At 45.0% G+C, this 16441-nt stretch carries 14 protein-coding genes and 1 pseudogene; 7 read left to right on the top strand and 8 right to left on the bottom strand.

Going from position 1 to position 16441, the window contains the following annotated elements; translation table 11 throughout:
• Positions 1 to 26: 26 nt before the first annotated feature.
• The 4 genes from D0A34_22945 (at position 27) to D0A34_22930 (ending at position 5321) form a co-directional block, all read left to right on the top strand.
• Positions 27 to 1124 (top strand): geranylgeranyl reductase family protein, encoded by a 1098-nt coding sequence (locus D0A34_22945; GenBank protein ID UNU21321.1) that lies wholly within the window; start codon positions 27 to 29, stop codon positions 1122 to 1124.
• A gap of 1 nt (position 1125) precedes the next feature.
• Positions 1126 to 1341, top strand: coding sequence for a hypothetical protein (locus tag D0A34_22940; GenBank protein ID UNU21320.1), 216 nt, complete (start codon positions 1126 to 1128; stop codon positions 1339 to 1341).
• 156 nt (positions 1342 to 1497) lie between these two features.
• Entirely contained in the window at positions 1498 to 1953 is a 456-nt protein-coding gene (locus D0A34_22935) for an NADAR family protein (GenBank protein UNU21319.1), read from the top strand.
• Positions 1954 to 2315: 362 nt separating this feature from the next.
• Positions 2316 to 5321 (top strand): GAF domain-containing protein, encoded by a 3006-nt coding sequence (locus D0A34_22930; protein ID UNU21318.1) that lies wholly within the window; start codon positions 2316 to 2318, stop codon positions 5319 to 5321.
• An 82-nt stretch (positions 5322 to 5403) separates the two neighbouring features.
• On the opposite strand, the gene D0A34_22925 is transcribed toward D0A34_22930, so the two are convergent.
• Positions 5404 to 5790, bottom strand: coding sequence for a DUF4276 family protein (locus tag D0A34_22925; GenBank protein ID UNU21317.1), 387 nt, complete (start codon positions 5788 to 5790; stop codon positions 5404 to 5406).
• Between D0A34_22925 and D0A34_22920 the strand changes: the two genes are divergently transcribed.
• Positions 5776 to 7248: an IS66 family transposase gene (locus D0A34_22920; protein ID UNU21316.1), complete on the top strand. Its 1473-nt coding sequence runs from the start codon at positions 5776 to 5778 to the stop codon at positions 7246 to 7248. The genes D0A34_22925 and D0A34_22920 overlap by 15 nt on opposite strands.
• 13 nt (positions 7249 to 7261) lie before the next feature.
• Here the strand turns inward: D0A34_22920 and D0A34_22915 are convergent.
• From D0A34_22915 to D0A34_22900, 4 genes and pseudogenes are all read right to left on the bottom strand, one after another.
• A pseudogene (locus D0A34_22915) lies at positions 7262 to 7567 on the bottom strand (hypothetical protein).
• Positions 7564 to 8712 (bottom strand): DUF2813 domain-containing protein, encoded by a 1149-nt coding sequence (locus D0A34_22910; protein UNU21315.1) that lies wholly within the window; start codon positions 8710 to 8712, stop codon positions 7564 to 7566. The pseudogene D0A34_22915 and the gene D0A34_22910 overlap by 4 nt, the downstream one beginning before the upstream one ends.
• A gap of 189 nt (positions 8713 to 8901) precedes the next feature.
• Complete coding sequence (locus D0A34_22905) at positions 8902 to 9678, bottom strand: hypothetical protein (GenBank protein ID UNU21314.1); 777 nt, start codon at positions 9676 to 9678, stop codon at positions 8902 to 8904.
• Positions 9679 to 9938: 260 nt separating this feature from the next.
• Positions 9939 to 10583 (bottom strand): pentapeptide repeat-containing protein, encoded by a 645-nt coding sequence (locus tag D0A34_22900; GenBank protein ID UNU21313.1) that lies wholly within the window; start codon positions 10581 to 10583, stop codon positions 9939 to 9941.
• Positions 10584 to 11666: 1083 nt separating this feature from the next.
• On the opposite strand from D0A34_22900, the gene D0A34_22895 reads away from it, so the two are divergent.
• On the top strand, positions 11667 to 12104 hold the full coding sequence (locus D0A34_22895; GenBank protein UNU21312.1) for a helix-turn-helix domain-containing protein: 438 nt from the start codon (positions 11667 to 11669) through the stop codon (positions 12102 to 12104).
• 756 nt (positions 12105 to 12860) lie between these two features.
• Here the strand turns inward: D0A34_22895 and D0A34_22890 are convergent.
• From D0A34_22890 to D0A34_22880, 3 genes are all read right to left on the bottom strand, one after another.
• Positions 12861 to 13445 carry a hypothetical protein gene (locus D0A34_22890; GenBank protein ID UNU21311.1) on the bottom strand — a complete coding sequence of 195 codons (585 nt, stop codon included), beginning with the start codon at positions 13443 to 13445 and terminating at the stop codon, positions 12861 to 12863.
• Between the two features lie 156 nt (positions 13446 to 13601).
• On the bottom strand, positions 13602 to 13787 hold the full coding sequence (locus D0A34_22885; protein ID UNU21310.1) for a hypothetical protein: 186 nt from the start codon (positions 13785 to 13787) through the stop codon (positions 13602 to 13604).
• Positions 13788 to 14085: 298 nt separating this feature from the next.
• Positions 14086 to 14439, bottom strand: coding sequence for a hypothetical protein (locus D0A34_22880; GenBank protein ID UNU21309.1), 354 nt, complete (start codon positions 14437 to 14439; stop codon positions 14086 to 14088).
• Positions 14440 to 14617: 178 nt separating this feature from the next.
• On the opposite strand from D0A34_22880, the gene D0A34_22875 reads away from it, so the two are divergent.
• A complete protein-coding gene (locus D0A34_22875; protein UNU21308.1) occupies positions 14618 to 15862 on the top strand; it encodes a PDZ domain-containing protein in 1245 nt (414 codons plus the stop codon).
• Positions 15863 to 16441: the final 579 nt, after the last annotated feature.

Here is a 16441-nt window from a genome sequence, read left to right as displayed (position 1 = left end):
CCATTACCAGTTACCCATTACCCAAAATGTTTGATTGCATTATTGTCGGTGCAGGCCCGGCAGGCAGCACAGCAGCTTATCACCTGGCCAAGCAGGGACGTTCTGTTGTGGTAGTAGAAAAAGCATCTTTGCCCCGTAAAAAGCCTTGTACCGGCGGCGTTCCTGGGGCGATCGCCCAATGGCTCGATTTTGACCTGACGCCAGCTATTTCGAGGAAAGCTAACAAAATTACCTACACATGGAAAATGGAATATCTGGTGCAGGTTCAGCAGATAAATTCCCCCATGTGGATGGTACAGGCAGATGTATTTGACGACTTTTTAATTAAACAAGCTCAAAAAACTGGTGCGGAACTTAGGCACTCTACAGAAGTTAAAGGAATTAAGTTTAAAAATTCTGTTTGGGAAGTTAAAACAAACTCAGAACCTGTTTCTGGCCGCTATTTGATTGCTGCTGGCAGTGCCGGCGGGTCGATGACTAAGAAGCTGGGATTGAAAGAACCAAAACTCTGTTTGAGCGCAAGTTTAGAAACTCGCTCAATCAAGGGCGATTCCGTCAATTTCGATTTTGGTACTATAAAAAAAGGTTTTATCTGGAGCTTTCCCCAAGCTGACGGCTACTCTTGGAGTATTGCTGCGATGCGTGGCGACAAGCCAAAAGATATCAAGAAAATGTTGGCAGAGTACGCACCTAAGTGCGGGGCGGATGTTAGTGTCAGCAACGTGCGGGAACACCCCATGAGTTTGTGGGAGGGCGATCGCAAATTGCACTCGCCAAATTCCCTGCTTGCAGGAGACGCAGCCAGTCTCGCCGACCCCCTGTCCGGTGAGGGAATTCGTCCTGCCATTTTTAGTGGCTTTAAGGCCGCTAAAGCGAGCGATCGAGCTCTTGGAGGTGCCGACGACGTTAAGGAGCACTACACTGAATCGATCGCCCAAGAATGGAACACTGATATGGTTTGGGGGAGTCGCTTAGCCAGGGCCTTCTATCAGTTTACAGCAGATGTTTCTAGAGCGGGCCTCCAATTTCCGAGGACTACTAAGTTGATGAGCAAAATTTTGTGTGGCGAACTGCTTTATGCCGATCTCGCTAACCGTGCTTTTCAAAAGCTGATGCCGTTTTAGAATGAAGGAAGAGGGAATAATAAATATTCTTAAATCCCCATTGCTCATTCTTGATTTCAAATTCTTACTCGTTAATTTAAAAATAGGAATTACGCACTATTCCTCAGAAAGCCTGTTGATTCCTAGATTTTGCGTTACCCAACCCGATTTTTTCCCAGAAACTGGGTTCAAAAGCGTAAATGCTATTTTAAATAAAGTCGATGCGAGGATTTTTTAATACAAGTCGCGCGCTGCTTATAGAATAAACCTCAAATAGCCCGGGAGGCAAAAAAAAGTGGTTTGACACGTTACTCTAACGCGGTAAGGCGCTTCAGCGACACCCTGAATAATTACATTCTACCTAAATCCTGTAAAATATAAAATCTCAAATCTAATGATAATTTATTTTTATAAAGTAGAGGAGCCTTACGGCTGCTTTTCTAATTTTTCACTACACGACATTAGCCTGCACGGTCAATATTGGTTGACTGTGGAACATTACTATCAAGCCCAGAAATTTGTCAGCGCTGATGAAAGATTAGTGGCGGCGATTCGAGCTGTAGCAACTCCCCAGGAAGCCGCCAAATTAGGTCGCGATCCGAACCACCGGATTCGCGCTGATTGGGAAGCGGTGAAGATTCCCATTATGCGCGAAGCAGTTTTAACTAAGTTTCTCACTCATACAGACATTCAAGCTATTCTCCTCGCCACAGGAGATCGAGTGATTGTCGAGGATTCGCCAACGGATTACTACTGGGGGTGTGGCTGCGATCGAACCGGTCAAAATCATTTGGGTAGAATTCTGATGAGCGTGCGCCAAGAAATTAGTCAGCGCCTTGCGCGCGGATAAAAACTCAAATTCTTTCGTTAATTATCATTATATGAAGTTATACAACAAATGTCAAGTTATTCTAACAATGAAGAATTCTCATAGTGAGAGTGTAAGATTGCGAGAAATTTATAAGAGCATTAAAATAATAATTATTTGCTTAAGTCGCTCTGCCTGTTGAAGGCAAGGATTAAACTGGCGCGATCTCAGATTTTACTTACCCCAGCCCACCCGAGGCGATACACCGTCGTCTCTGACAAGTGCGCGACCGATTAATTGTACAGATCGGTTTAGTCAAAAATTCCGGGTAATGTACTTGAGTTTGAACGTTCCAACAGCACATGAAAACTTCTTATTATTGTATTAAGTACAAAAGGAGATTTATGCAACTCACAGAAAATACGCAAGAATTACATTATAAACTAGACAGAGAACTTTTGATACGGCGGATAACTGAACGTATCCGCCAATCTTTAGAATTAGAAGATATTTTAACCAGTACGGTAGCAGAAGTGCGGTCTTTTTTGAAAACAGATCGCATTATGATTTACAGGTTTAGTGCCGACGGAAGTGGAGAAGTTGTTGCTGAGTCAATTAATAACAACCATCTCCCTTCCTTGAAAGGACTGCACTTTCCAGCAGACGACATTCCCGCGAGTGCCAGGCAGATGTATGTCACTTTGCGCCAGCGGACAATAATAGATGTTAACTCAGGGACGATCGTCCTGAGTCCCCTCGATGCAGCAGACACCGGTCAACCTTTAGTAAAGGAGGAGATGCACTACCGAGCGCTCGATCCTTGCCACAGCGCTTACCTGATGGCAATGGGAGTGCAATCTTCCTTAGTCGTGCCGATTTTGCACCGCAGGATCGCGTCGCCAAACAGCAAAACAGATATCTGCGAGGCGGCCACGTGTCTGACTCGATACGAGCCAGGAAATAATCAAAAAATTCACATCGAACTGTGGGGACTTTTAGTGTCTCACCACTCTGCGCCCCTCAATATTTCACCAGCAGATTTAGAAGTAGTTCAGCTCGTATCAGATCAATTGTCTAGCGCTATAGCCCACGCGCTCCTCCTCCAGCAAACCCGCTCTCAAGCCGCCCGCGAAGCTACCGTGAGCCGCATAGCAGCCCTGTTGTATGGTCACGTCAACATTCAACTGCAACAGGGTTTAGAAGCCACCGTCACCGCTTTGGGCGGCAGCGGTGGCAGACTCTATCTCAACCCGCCGAAAATCAACGGTGAAAAGTTATCCACTCCCAAGATTGAAGGAGAATTGCCAATTGCCCCGACCCACAGTGATGCTACCTTTGAACTGTTCACCACAGGAGAACAACCGACACTTCCCAACTGGGAAAAAGTTAAGGCGATCGAAGCTCATCCCCTCTGGCAGGAATGGCTAACCAAAGGATTCAAAAATACCGAAGAACTCCCCAAATTTTCAATTTTTACTAATTCTCAATTTCCCGTTTTGATAATTACCGACTTATACAAAGAACCTCTATTTAGAGTTTTAGTTCCCGCTTTCCAATCTACTAAAATTAGGGGCTTGCTGGTAATTCCTCTCCACTACAAACAACAAGTAGTCGGCTGTTTGACCATTTTTCGCAATGCAATAGATACCGAAAAAATGTGGGCGGGGCGCTTTGACAGCAGCGCTGCACAAACCCTTCCCAGACAATCCTTTGAACTCTGGCGAGAAATAAAAAAAGGTCAGTCGCCCGAGTGGAAGTGCGAAGAAATTGAGCAAGCTTTAGCTATAGGCAGCCAATTTTGTTCGGCAATTGGGCAGTACGTTCTTTATAAAGAAGTGCAGACCCTGAATGCCAACTTGGAGCGCCAAGTTCAAGAACGTACCGCCCAATTGCAAAAATCCTTGGACTTTGCCAAAATATTGACGCGAGTTAGAGACCAGATTCGCAGCACCTTAGATTTAAAAATCATACTGCAAACTATTGTGCGAGAAGTCAGAGTTTTGTTGGATACAGATCGCACGGTAATCTACCGATTTGCAGCAGACAAACAGGGCGAGGTAGTTGTCGAAGCTGTGGGCGGCCAGTGGCGGTCAATTTTGGGTATCACATCTCCACAAGAATGCTTTCCCGAAGGCTCAGACTGCTTTTATCGAGCCGGACGGGCGCGAGCAATTAATGATATTTATACTGAGGATTTAACACCCTGTCACCGCGAATTTTTGGAAGAGTTGCAGGTGAGAGGAAGTTTAATTGTGCCGATGAGAGGCAAAGATTCCCAATTGTGGGGGTTGCTGATTGCCCATGAGTGTTCGGGGCCGAGAGTTTGGCAAACAGCAGAACAGGAATTGGTGCAACATTTAGCGGCTCAAGCTGCGATCGCCATTCACCAAGCAGAACTTTATCAAGAAAGTCTCAATGCAGCAACTGCGGAGCGATTAAAAGCCGAACAGCTAGCTAAAACAGTCACAGAACTGCACAATACCCAAGCCCAACTGATTCAAACCGAAAAAATGTCCAGTCTCGGACAACTCCTCGCCGGAGTCGCCCACGAAATCAATAACCCCGTTAACTTTATCTACGGCAATCTGTCCCACGCCAGCGAATACACCAAAGATTTGCTCTGCTTGGTGGAACTCTACCGCCAGCACTACCCAAATCCCAACCCACAAATTAGCGAGTGCTCCGAAGCAATCGACATCGAATTTCTTGCCGAAGATTTGCCAAAAATTTTGGGTTCCATGACAGTCGGAGTTGAGCGCATCCGCCAGTTAGTGGTATCTTTGCGTAATTTTTCCAGGAGCGATCAAGCCGAGAAAAAAGCCGTTGACATTCACGAGGGCATTGACAGTACCCTGTTGATTTTGCAGCACCGGATCAAAGCCAATTCTGATCACAACACCGTAGAAATCATTAAAGAATACGGCAATTTGCCCTTAGTAGAATGCTATGCCAGCTCGCTCAATCAAGTATTTATGAATCTGATCGGTAATGCCCTTGACGCCCTAGAAATGGGAAAAAAAGAGCGAGTTATGAATCTTCCCTTTAAAGCGGCAAGTGCAGCGCCGACACATTTAAGCTCCCAAATACGGCCTATCGAGTCAGGAGATATAAATGCCACCACCGAGTGTTTGATTCCTGATTTCCCATCCCCTTGCATTCGGATTCGCACTGAATTAATCGATGAAAAAACCGTAGGAATTTGCATTGCCGACAATGGTCACGGCATCCCCAAAGAGTTAATCTCTCACATATTTAATCCATTTTTTACTACTAAACCCGTAGGTCGGGGCACGGGTTTAGGACTGTCTATCAGTTACCAAATTGTAGTTGAGAAACACCAAGGCGTACTTAAGTGTGTTTCTGTACCCGGTCATGGTACAGAGTTCTGGATCGAGATTCCCCTGAATTAACTAGAACAACCTAAAAAAACAACACACCCAGATACCCGACTTCTTTGAGAATTCGGGTAATTAACAGCGATCGCGTTTTACGTCAAGAAATTATTTTCTCTTCATCGCAGAGAGAGATAATTCGATTCACAAAAGCTTTTAGTTCTGGACAAGCTTGAATCGCAATCATCAGATCGTTTTTTTTCAAAATAGCAATTCCATCAATCACTTTGTTATAGTCTTTTCCGCGTTTTCCAGAGCTAAAAATCTCCTTAATCCAATAGGAAGGTGGCTTTTGATGATTCACTGTTTCAGGCAAACCGCTAGGAGCAGAACGGTTGTGTTTCGCTAGCTTCTGGATAGTTGTCCAGTAGGGAAGAAGCCATGCTTCAAAATCATGTAATGCTGTGTGAGGGTAAGGATTCAGGTCAGGGGGTATTGACAAAGATGATACAGGAGGGAGATTATTATAATTATGAAAAAAGAGCAGCCTCTCAAACTAGACAGTGAAATATTGAACCAGTTGGCTCCCTCGCAACTGGTAGAGATAATTATTGAGCAGGCACAGGCTATAGAGCAATTAAAATCCAGAGTAGTAGAACTAGAAAAAAAAATACAGGAACTAAAAGTCAGCCGAGATTTAGACAGCACAACATCATCAAAACCCCCATCGGCAGACATCCTCAAAAAAACCGAGAACTATCCAGTTGCTCAACCATTCGAGAGCCAAACCCCAAAACGGAAACCAGGAGGACAACCAGGGCATCCGGGAAAAACTAGAAAAGGGTTTGGTCGAGTAGATAGATTTGAGATATTACGACCGCAAGTATGTAGATGCTGTGGTCAACAGGAATTCAGTAGCAAACCAATAAAAATAGAAACACAGCAAGTAGCACAGTTAGTGGACAGGCCAATTGAAATAGTAGAATATCAAAGATATACGTGTATTTGCAGCGAGTGTGGGGAAACACAAACAGCAGACTGGTCAGCGGAGATAGTACCAGGACAAGATCTAGGAATCAGACTGCAAGCTTGTTTGGGATGGCTCAATAATTACGGACATTTATCCTACGAAAAACAACAAGAACTGTTGTGGGAATTGGGGAAAGTAGAAATCGGGGTGGGAACATTAGTAGCCACAAATGAACGAATAGACGGTGCAGTAAATTCAAGTATTGACCGGCTTAAAGAGTGGCTCAAGCAAACCCAGCAAAATATTCATGTTGATGAAACACCTTGGTTAGTCAAAGGGATCAAAGAATGGTTATGGATTTTTGCCAATACCGAATTCGCTCTATTTCATGCGGCTGATACTCGTTCTCGCGCCGAATTAGAATCCATCCTGGGTTCTTGCTACGAAGGTGTACTTAGTTCTGATGACTATAGCGCCTATAATGGTTATCCGGTGAAAGCACAACAGAAATGCCTGGCGCATTTACGCCGTCATTTCAAGAAGCTGATCAAACTTCCCGGATTAAATAACCAAAAGATTGGGACCTTCTTTATCAGTCTGCTCGATGAAGCCTTTAAAAACTACGCTTTATTCCAACAAAACCAAAATTGTGATGAATTCTTGAGTTGGGCATCAGGGTTTAAACTAAAAGTTGAAACTTCTATTCATTCATGGATGGAGCAAGCCGGAGGGGAAGCTGGTAAAGTTTTACGCTCTTTGCAAAAGAAATTCGATCAGTGGTGGTATTTTTTAGACCACCCGGAGCTGCCACCCGATAATAATTTAGCCGAACGAACATTACGTTTAGCAGTAACAAAAAGAAAAGTTAGTGGAGGTTCCCGCTCGATGGAGCGGTTCCAAAATACTGCCAATTTATTGACAGTTATACAAACTTGTCGTCGTCAAAGACGTTCTGTAATTGATTTTTTTGACCAGGCTATAAAGGCAATGGTTAACTCGGCTGTGCAGACCCCATCTTTAATCCCTCAAGTTTAGACCTGAATCCTTACGTGTGAGGATAAAATTTTGGGTTTTTATCTACCCATATCATCATTTTATTTTTAGCATCATTGGCATCTTTAAAGTCCGGCTGTCCGGTATAAACGTCTGTAAGTGCAATTACAGCATCATAGCCATCATTATCGAGGAGATTTTCAACTATTTTCTTGAGTTTCCCTTCCTTGGGAATTCGACCATCTTGTGTTATAAAGTGTAGTTTGGGCATTTTTTGCTCTAAACGACTTTCCAAAAACTCACGAAGCTTCTTTTTAAATGCCGCTTCAGTAGCTCCTTCAACCAAAATAGCAATTTTCATGGACGGCCACCCATTATATTCATTGCCCAAAGCTGGTCAAGACTATAATCTTCTAACCATTTATCCAGATTAAAAGTGTCACCCCACCTCATTTTTGCCTCACCTTCTTCCAAGTCGCAGACCAAAACTTCGCTTGGCTTAAGAAATCTGATGAGTCGATCTGAGTGTGTTGCAACTATCAGTTGAGTGTGTTTTGAAGCTTCTCTCATTAGATAAACTAAGTGTCTTAAGAGTTCCGGGTGCAGGCTAACTTCTGGTTCATCTAGCAACGTGACGGTTGTTAAAGTTTGACTTTGAAGCAGCGCAACCAACCAGAGGAAACGCAGCGTTCCCTCTGATAACTCATGGACATAGAAAGGCTGAGGAAAATTCCTATCTGTCCAAGTCATAGACATAGTTCCTGCGGCAACCGGAGGAAAGTTTAACGGCTCGAAATCTGGAAAGGCTGCAGAAATGATATTTTCAACCATTTCAAAACGGTCACGATCGGTTTCCCGAAGGTCATAAAGACAGGAAACGAGGTTTTCACCGCTTGCTCCAGGCAACTTTGCAGGGCGCATTGCTTGAGGTAGACGGATTGGACTTTTCTCTGAAACATCGAGTGCTCCATAATAGGTGCAAGAAGCAAGGCTCTTTCTCAGATCCTCAGGTTCGCGATACATTTTAGGAACTTGAGAAAGGGAGGTTTCAAGAGGATTATGCTCCCAATTGGGCCTCACCAATCCACTGCCATCTTGAAAATATTTAATATCCAAACCTTGTGATTCAATATACTTGAAGGGTTCAGGCCTGTTGGGATTTCTCTGCTGTGTTAAATATTCATCTCTGACTTCATAGGATAAACCTTTGGGTGACAATGTTAAGCTGTAATTCAAAGGAGTTTTTTTATCTGGCACTTGCATTGAAATTTCAATTTCCAGTTCTTGTACTTTACCTCTTGTCAAAATTTCATTCAAGCCGCCTTTAAGTTGCAATAAATTCTGTAAATTTCCACTTGCTGAAGCGGCTAGTATTGAAAGAACATCTAAAAAAGAAGTTTTTCCTGATCCGTTTGCACCAATCATGACGATGAGATTTCTCATTTCAAGCTCAATATTTTGAAGACGCCGAAAACCCCTTACTGATATATTTTCAAATCTATTCATACTACTACCCCTCCTTACTATCAATAGTTAAACTAGCCTAGACAGATATATCCAGACTAGGCTAAGTATATCTGCCTTAGATACTTTAGAGGTTTAGTAAAGCCAGATGGGTGTATGAAACGGTCTGCATCGCTTGGGTTGGCGCAGCATGAAAACTCGTTGGAGCAGGCCCAAGTCGTTCACAACTCTTTAAGGCAACATTAGCTTCACCAGCACAGAACCGATCGAACCGAGAAGACTCATAAAGTCGCCGCGGCCGGAAGTGCGGGGTTCCGTAGGCTTTTGACGTGCAACAATGGCTTCGGCTAACTGCTTTGACAAATCCTGACCTTGGGGATTTCCTTGAGCTGTAAAGAGTTTGTTTGCTCGATCGGCGTCTAGAGTCGCGCCGGCGAAGTCTCCCAAGTCAGCGCGAGACATACTGCGCGCAAAATAAACGGCTGCTAAATCCGATTTCAGATTCAGGGCTTGATTGTAATAATCAATGGCGTTTCTGTAGTTTCCTGCTTGAGCTTCCAGCACTCCCAACCGGTAGAAGTCTTCAGCGGTGCCGATATTGGTTGGCATTCCTCTAACTCCGAGCAGTTGCGCGTTAGTTAAATTGGCGTTGAGCAAATTGGCGTCGGTGAGATAGGCACTTCTCAAGTCAGCACCGGTGAGGTTCGCACCGGTGAGGTTAGCCCCTGTCAGGTTGACGCCAAACAGGCTGGTGCCGCTGAGGTTGGCACCGCTGAGGTCAGCCCCGGTGAGGTTGGCTCGGCTGAGGTTAGCCAACCTCAAGTCAGCACCTTTGAGATTGGCTCCGGTTAAGTTGGCTAAAACCAAGCCCGCACTGCTGAGGTCGCAGTTGGGGCACTGTCGGGTGGCTAGTAATTGTTGCGTGTGTTGGATGTTCTCGGCGGGTGCAGGAGCGATCGGGGCGATCGCGCTCAGCAGCGTTGCCGCAGCGAGGATTCTGAGTTTCATTTTGACCGTCCAAAATCCAAAATATTAAATCTAAAATAGCTTTTATCCAAGCAATTGAAAATCACCATAACACAAGTTCACCCAACAAATCTTTTGACTCGCCGTATGTAGGAGTTCTGTGCGCCATCAGCACCCTACATTGAAGTTCTCGGCCTTACCTTAGTGTCAAATAAAGATTTCGCTGCCAATAAATTAGGGTAATGAAAACCTCATTACCCTTTAGCCGCTGTTCTCGGCAACCATAAAAATTAACAAATAAATTAGTCGTGAATCGTGCCGTCGGGCATTGTTGTACCCTTAAGATATACTCCGCTCAGGTTAACTTTTGTAAGGTTTGCTCCCAACAGGTTTGCTCCGCTTAAGTCTGACGCACTTAAAATCGCTTCAGTCAAGTCTGCCCTAATTAGACTCGCCCCCATTAAGTCGGCTCCGCTAAGGTCTACTTTGCTCAAGTTTGCGCCAATTAAATCGCATTCTGTCAGCACCGCCCTACGCAAGTTTACTCCGTAAAGATTTACTCCGTGCAAGTCTGCACGGCTGAGTGTGGCCCGAGATACGTTGGCTCCAATTAAAGTTGCTTGGATCAGGGAAGCTCCGCTCAAGTCTGCTTTGCTGAGGTTCGCTCCCATCAACTCAGCTCGATTCAGGTTAGCTTCAACTAAAAGTGCTTCTGTGAGGTCGGCTCCACCTAAGTCTGCTCTCATCAAATTAATCTTGCACAAATTGGCTTTGCCAAAGTTGACTCTGTTGAGTTTCGCTTTGCTGAGATTGGCTCCAATCAGGTCGGCTTCATACAGATTGGCTCCAATCAATTCTGCTTCGTAGAGGTAGACCTCGTGCAGGTAGACCCCGCTAAAATTTCTTTCTCCTATTGCGTATAGCTTGAGCAGTTCGTCAACGTTCATTGTGGCTTCTCTACACCTTTTAAATGAAGAATACTGTCAGCAAGCTGGTTACACCGGATGTTCTGCTATTTTAGATTCTGAAATATTCACACCCAGCCTGAAACTTCCCTCAATCTGCAAGGTTTGAGTATAAATTAGATGGTTTGGTGAGGGTGAAGGACAAAGCTGCATTCTGTTTTCCCTTTGGTTAAAAATTAATCTTTAAAAATTTTAACAACAAGTTTGAGCCCACTTCCTAACTAAATCCCAAAGATTCTACGTGGAAACTCCGATCAAACCCATAACTTTTTGTGGGTAGTTGAGCTTACTGAGTAGGGGTGTGACCAAGATCACAAAGCCATGTTAGTAGGATCACATAGAAACCCCCCTTTCGATCACAGCAGGCGGGCAAAAATAGCCGATACTTATACTGTAATGCTGGGAAATTGACAATGCCACCCTCGCCGTGTTTTACTCAATTGGCAATAAAGCCAGTAGTTTCACAGATACTTGCCCGCGGCAAGAAAGTCGGTTGCAACGTCACTCAGCGCTACCCGCTCTGACCGATGAGAGTGCTGATATCTAAGGATTTTTCGCACAGCGAAAGCCAAAAATGCACTTCGGGGACTAGGGGAATGTCTGTATAAAAATGCGATCGCTGGTGTACATTCGCCTGTTTGCTAGCACCTAATGACTAAAAATCGCCCATACGTTCGCAAAAAATACCAATAAATACCAGGAAAACCATGATAGATGTTTAACAAGAAGAGAATAAATGGTATTCCTTAAGAGTCACCTATGGCCGCTAATGTTACAGTCGATCGGTTAACGGCTATCAGTATTAGCAATGAGGCTTGTCCATCAAATACAAAACTGGCGCCGAAAGTGGGTTTTTTACCCAAAAAAATCGTTGCAACCTTGCTCCAGGTTAAAATAATCCGGTTTCTGAGCGTCTGAGTGCCTCCAGGAAGGAAAAAGTTTAATGAGAACGAACGCTTTTGTATTGCTTCAGGGCAAACACAAGGTCAGCATTTAGGATAGGAGCAGCTTTTGCTCCATTGTCAAACAAAGGTATTGTAGAACGCGAATTGTGAGGTAATTGATATGGCTGGAGTATGTAAACTTAGCATCACAGAGACAATTGAAGAACTAAAAAACCTGTTAACTGAACAAAAAACAGCAAGCGGCTTTCAAAAAATTCAAGCACTTTACCTGTTCAAAATTTGTCACGTTAAGACAGTTAAAGAATTGGCAATGACGATCGGGGTCAATCGAATTACAGTGCAGCGGTGGCTGAGAAAGTACCGCTCTGACGGACTCGAAGGGCTCCTCGAAACAAAGCACAGTGGCGGCCGCAAGCCGGCCATTCCTCCTCTGGCCCGCGCTAGTTTGGCAATGCGCCTCAGCGACCCCCAGGAAGGCTTTAAAAGCTATGGAGAGATTCAAGAGTGGTTGCAGCAGGAATACAGCATTGAAGCTTCCTATAAAGCGGTTTACGCAACAGTCAGATACCACCTAAAAGCCAAGCTGACGAAAGTCTAGACCCTTCATACCAAGTCGGATTAATCACGGATTATCTAATGGTTTGCAGTCAGCTTTTGAAGCTTTTGAGGAGTTCATTCGTCACGAAAAACCTGACTAATTCTTTTTTAACAAAACTCGCTCTCATAAACTGCGAAGCATATACAGCGTATTCCTGGTTTATGAAGCAACTTTAGACACGGCCGTGTCCCGTGTCTGTACGGGGATTGATTGATAGGCGGGTCTACTTCATAAACCTGCAATCTGCTGTAAATTAGATGTTGCGGCGATTGGGGTGAGGGCGAGAAGATTTGACGCTTTTTCCCTGTTTGTGAAAGATGCTTAAAAAAGGGGCCAGAAATCATAACTTGCAAGTTTTGTCTAATTTGCAGGTTTTGTTATATGGATTTGAAATACTCTCAAGCCGTCGATGCGTGGAGATTCTAATTCATGGTTCATCGAAGTCCACTTGTTATCTCACGGTGCATCGTCACGAGTAGAGGGGGTCTTCTCCCCATGCTTTCCCTCTTTCGAGGCGCATTCCTCTTGCCCAGAGGTACTGTTTTGCTGCTCCAAGCGGTTCAGCAGTTTCTTCGTTAAAAAAATATTTGGAAATGATGTTAGACATCAAGCACAAATCATTATTTGCGATCGCTCTCATCTGTTGAGTAAAAAAATGCACAACTATTGCATCATTTTTTAGCAAACTTTTTGTGGGAGATAGAGAAACTCAAGCAGAGGCAAATCTTACTGTTATTAAAAGCGCTTAAAGGTAGGTCAATTATTTGACCTGATTTTAAGTCTTCTCCGCTGTACCCAATAAGCGTCAAACACGAATCCAAGGGAGATTGTTTGTTCGCCTAGAAGCAGCCAATGACCCTGAATACCCATAAGACCGGCGCAAGTAATATTCCCTAGCATCAGCCAGAAATATCCATGAGGCTTGTCTTTGGAAAGCAGATAAGTTCCCATTAGGAATCCAAAAGCCATTCCTAGTTCCAGCACCTGACTGAGACTTGTCAGGCCTCCGAAGTCATACAAGCTCAATCCCAGACCGATTGCTAAGGCTAGTTTTGCAAAATGGTCAAGCCATAGGGGTGCGTGCCCTTGACCCCTCCGCGCGTTAATCAGCCCAACCAGCATAGCTGGAGCGCCCCCAGTTTCGATAGCTGCGGCTATCCAGTTGCGTCCCGATACCAGGACTATGACCCATGCTGGTACACCAATGAGATAGAATGCCCAGGCCCAAAAACGCGATTTTTGCTTGCCTTGACTGTTTTTACTGCGTTCCGCCCTTGAGAAAAAAACTTTGTTGAGAAGATAAAATAATCCTCCCCATACTTGAAGAAGTAAGTTGAACACAGGTTACACTTTGATAGAAGATAGTCGATAAAATATTCCCAACAACATTAGGCTTAAAACTTAATTAATGTCCTTTGGAAAAGGAACAGCTCGTTATGCCAGTTATAACTCGTAGCTTTCTAAACACTTAAAACCCTTCACCAAGTATTGGTAGTGCTACACAAGTAATGATGCCTTGTAGTGATGAATGAAATACCAGATGGCACCAATGTGATTCTCCAACGATTTTAAAAAGGACAAGGTTTTTCGGACTAGCCGAGACACCCGTTGCCTCAATGTATTGTTGAATCGCTCTTCGGTAGCTGGTTTTGCTGTCGGACAGCGGGCGTAGAACGGCTCCATACGCTGCCCAGAAATTGGCGATAGACCGGAGGCAACGATTCCCACAATTTGCGGGCTGCTGCTTCATCTCGTGCGCCAATGTAAACGCCAACAATCTCACTCTTTGTCTGCATCAAGCGCCAACGGAACCCACTGCTTGTTGTCTTTGTTTTCTACCAATGACCATAACTCATCGCATTGAAACGCTCACGCCTCCCTTTTTTTTGGGTGTTACCTGCACGCTTCGGGCCACCTTGGCATATTTCTCGTTTTTAGTGCGGGGCTTTCCACCCAAATTTTCGGTAAAAATTGGCAGCGGCTAAGGCAAAAACCGATCCAAAGCCGCTTTCAACTCTTCGATTTCCGTATCGATATTGCCTTCTTTAGCGGCTCTGGCAATGCACTCAGTTAAATGTTCATCAAGAATGATTCTCGCCACGCGATCGAGGGCGCCTCGAACTGCTGCAACTTGCACGAGAACTTCGGGACAGGGACGGTTTTCTTGCACCATTGTTTTAATGCCGCGGACGTGTCCCTCAATCCGAGACAAGCGATTTACCAGCCGTCGCATCGATTCTTCATCGTGATGGTGAGGGTGGACTGATTTATCGTCGTGATGGTGGTGGGAATTTGAGGGCAAGGATTTGTCAGTAGAAGTATCAGATAGAATCATTGGGGTTACGAGGGAATTTTTAAAAGTTAGAATTCTGAATATGTTGAGTTGGTGCGGGCTCCTGACTCATGTATTGTAACTGTCAAAATATATTTAGGATCTTCATAGCGGCAGATTATTGAGTCCGCACGATCGCACACGTTTACCAGACTAACCCAGACTAACAAAGATTGACGCTATGCGACTATTTAAGTTTTTTCTCCCCACACCTCGAATCGGCGCTCGTTGGTTCGCCCTAATTTTAGGAATGACGATCGCCCTGAGTGCGCTCGGTATCAATGCTGCACCCGCTGCCGCCGCTGATGGCACAAATCCGCCCAACTTACAGTTCCCGAGTTCCCCCGCCACCCCCCCGAATCCGCAACAGTTAGCGCTGCGGGGCGGGGAACTCCTGGCGGATACGGCCAGTTTTGTGACAGCGGCTGTCGATCGAGTCGGGCCGGCAGTTGTCCGCATTGATACCGAGCGCACTGTCAGCCGCAACATCGATCCTTTAATGGAAGACCCATTCTTCCGCAGATTTTTGGGAGAAGATTTACGCAGCCTGACCCCCAGACAAGAACGCTTACGCGGTCAAGGTTCCGGCTTCATCATTGACAAAAGCGGGATTGTTTTAACCAACGCTCACGTAGTTGACAAAGCCGATCGAGTGACTGTCACCTTAAACGACGGCAGGACATTTCCAGGAGAAGTCCAAGGTACTGACGAAGTAACAGATTTGGCTGTTGTCAAAATTAATACTAAGCAATTAAACCTGCCGACGGCCACCTTGGGAGATTCCGACGCGGTGAAAGTGGGAGATTGGGCGATCGCCGTGGGCAACCCCCTGGGATTTGACAACACCGTCACCTTGGGCATTATCAGCACCCTCAAACGCTCCAGTGCAGCCGTCGGCATTCCCGACAAGCGGCTTGATTTCATTCAAACCGACGCCGCCATCAATCCCGGCAATTCCGGCGGCCCGCTGTTAAACAGCAGAGGAGAAGTGATTGGCATCAACACGGCGATTCGAGCCGATGCAATGGGTATAGGCTTTGCGATTCCGATCGACAAAGCCAAGGCCATCTACGCGCAGTTAGCCAAGGGAGAACAAGTCAGCCATCCGTTTTTGGGGATTCAGATGATTGCTTTGACTCCTGAAATGGCCAGAGAGAATAATTCGGACCCCAATGCTCCTTTAATTGTGCCGGAAGTCCAAGGGGTGTTAGTGATGCGAGTTGTGCCAAATACGCCTGCTGAGGAAGCAGGGATTCGCAAGGGGGATGTCATCGTTCAAATTGACGGCGAGGGAGTGACTGAACCCGAACAGTTGCAAAATTTGGTGGAAAACAGCAAAATCGGTCAAATTCTGCAACTGAAGGTGCGCCGCGGTGCCCAGATTAAAGAAGTTCCGGTTCAAACTGCTCAACTGAGAGATTTTTAACTAGAAGGGGAAGGGGGGAAATCGCTAAAACCCCCTCCTCGACTCGATCGCGTGCTGGGCCTAAAAATTGTTCACAAATGAAATAGGATTGCTATCATAGATGATTTAACTTCACTCAACTATGACGGAATATTGCGTCTACTTTTAACTCAAATGCTCCTGTAAAAGGATCTCGCCCTTCAGTCTAGATCGCACTCTAACCGCTTTAGCTCAAATCCGTGCTTCATGGGAATTACAAAGTTGAGTCAAGTGGCAACTATATGTATTTTCGATATATCAGCGCTAATTTGAGTTTATCGACTCACAGTCAACTGTCAAAGCTTAACAAGAAAAACTCTTGATTGACTTAAATAGGGATGGCTTTCTAACTCTTTAATTCACCCACTAAAACGCCCAACCATTGCGATGACGCTGGCAACTATGCAGAGTTATAGTATCGTTTGTAACAGTTCCGTAAGTTATCAGCAATTAAAATAAGTGGGTTTAAATAAACATTACAGGGTAGACCAGCTTTTGCACTAATAACATCTCTCTTAGTATAGATCCTAGGCTAAACCAGCCCCGGCAAGACCTTACAAA

The organism is Microcoleus vaginatus PCC 9802 (genome assembly GCA_022701275.1).
Lineage (GTDB): Bacteria > Cyanobacteriota > Cyanobacteriia > Cyanobacteriales > Microcoleaceae > Microcoleus > Microcoleus vaginatus_A.
The sequence above is the reverse complement of the archived record's forward strand: the minus strand, read 5'-3'. Positions and strand labels throughout refer to the sequence as shown.

Bases quoted from the DNA above. Each gene is read 5' to 3' on its own strand.
- D0A34_22900 (UNU21313.1), bottom strand. From the start codon at position 10,583: ATGAACGTTGACGAACTGCTCAAGCTATACGCAATAGGAGAAAGAAAT.
- D0A34_22885 (UNU21310.1), bottom strand. From the start codon at position 13,787: ATGGAGCCGTTCTACGCCCGCTGTCCGACAGCAAAACCAGCTACCGAA.
- D0A34_22910 (UNU21315.1), bottom strand. From the start codon at position 8,712: ATGAATAGATTTGAAAATATATCAGTAAGGGGTTTTCGGCGTCTTCAA.
- D0A34_22875 (UNU21308.1), top strand. From the start codon at position 14,618: ATGCGACTATTTAAGTTTTTTCTCCCCACACCTCGAATCGGCGCTCGT.
- D0A34_22920 (UNU21316.1), top strand. From the start codon at position 5,776: ATGAAAAAAGAGCAGCCTCTCAAACTAGACAGTGAAATATTGAACCAG.
- D0A34_22935 (UNU21319.1), top strand. From the start codon at position 1,498: ATGATAATTTATTTTTATAAAGTAGAGGAGCCTTACGGCTGCTTTTCT.
- D0A34_22905 (UNU21314.1), bottom strand. From the start codon at position 9,678: ATGAAACTCAGAATCCTCGCTGCGGCAACGCTGCTGAGCGCGATCGCC.
- D0A34_22895 (UNU21312.1), top strand. From the start codon at position 11,667: ATGGCTGGAGTATGTAAACTTAGCATCACAGAGACAATTGAAGAACTA.
- D0A34_22945 (UNU21321.1), top strand. From the start codon at position 27: ATGTTTGATTGCATTATTGTCGGTGCAGGCCCGGCAGGCAGCACAGCA.
- D0A34_22930 (UNU21318.1), top strand. From the start codon at position 2,316: ATGCAACTCACAGAAAATACGCAAGAATTACATTATAAACTAGACAGA.
- D0A34_22940 (UNU21320.1), top strand. From the start codon at position 1,126: ATGAAGGAAGAGGGAATAATAAATATTCTTAAATCCCCATTGCTCATT.
- D0A34_22880 (UNU21309.1), bottom strand. From the start codon at position 14,439: ATGATTCTATCTGATACTTCTACTGACAAATCCTTGCCCTCAAATTCC.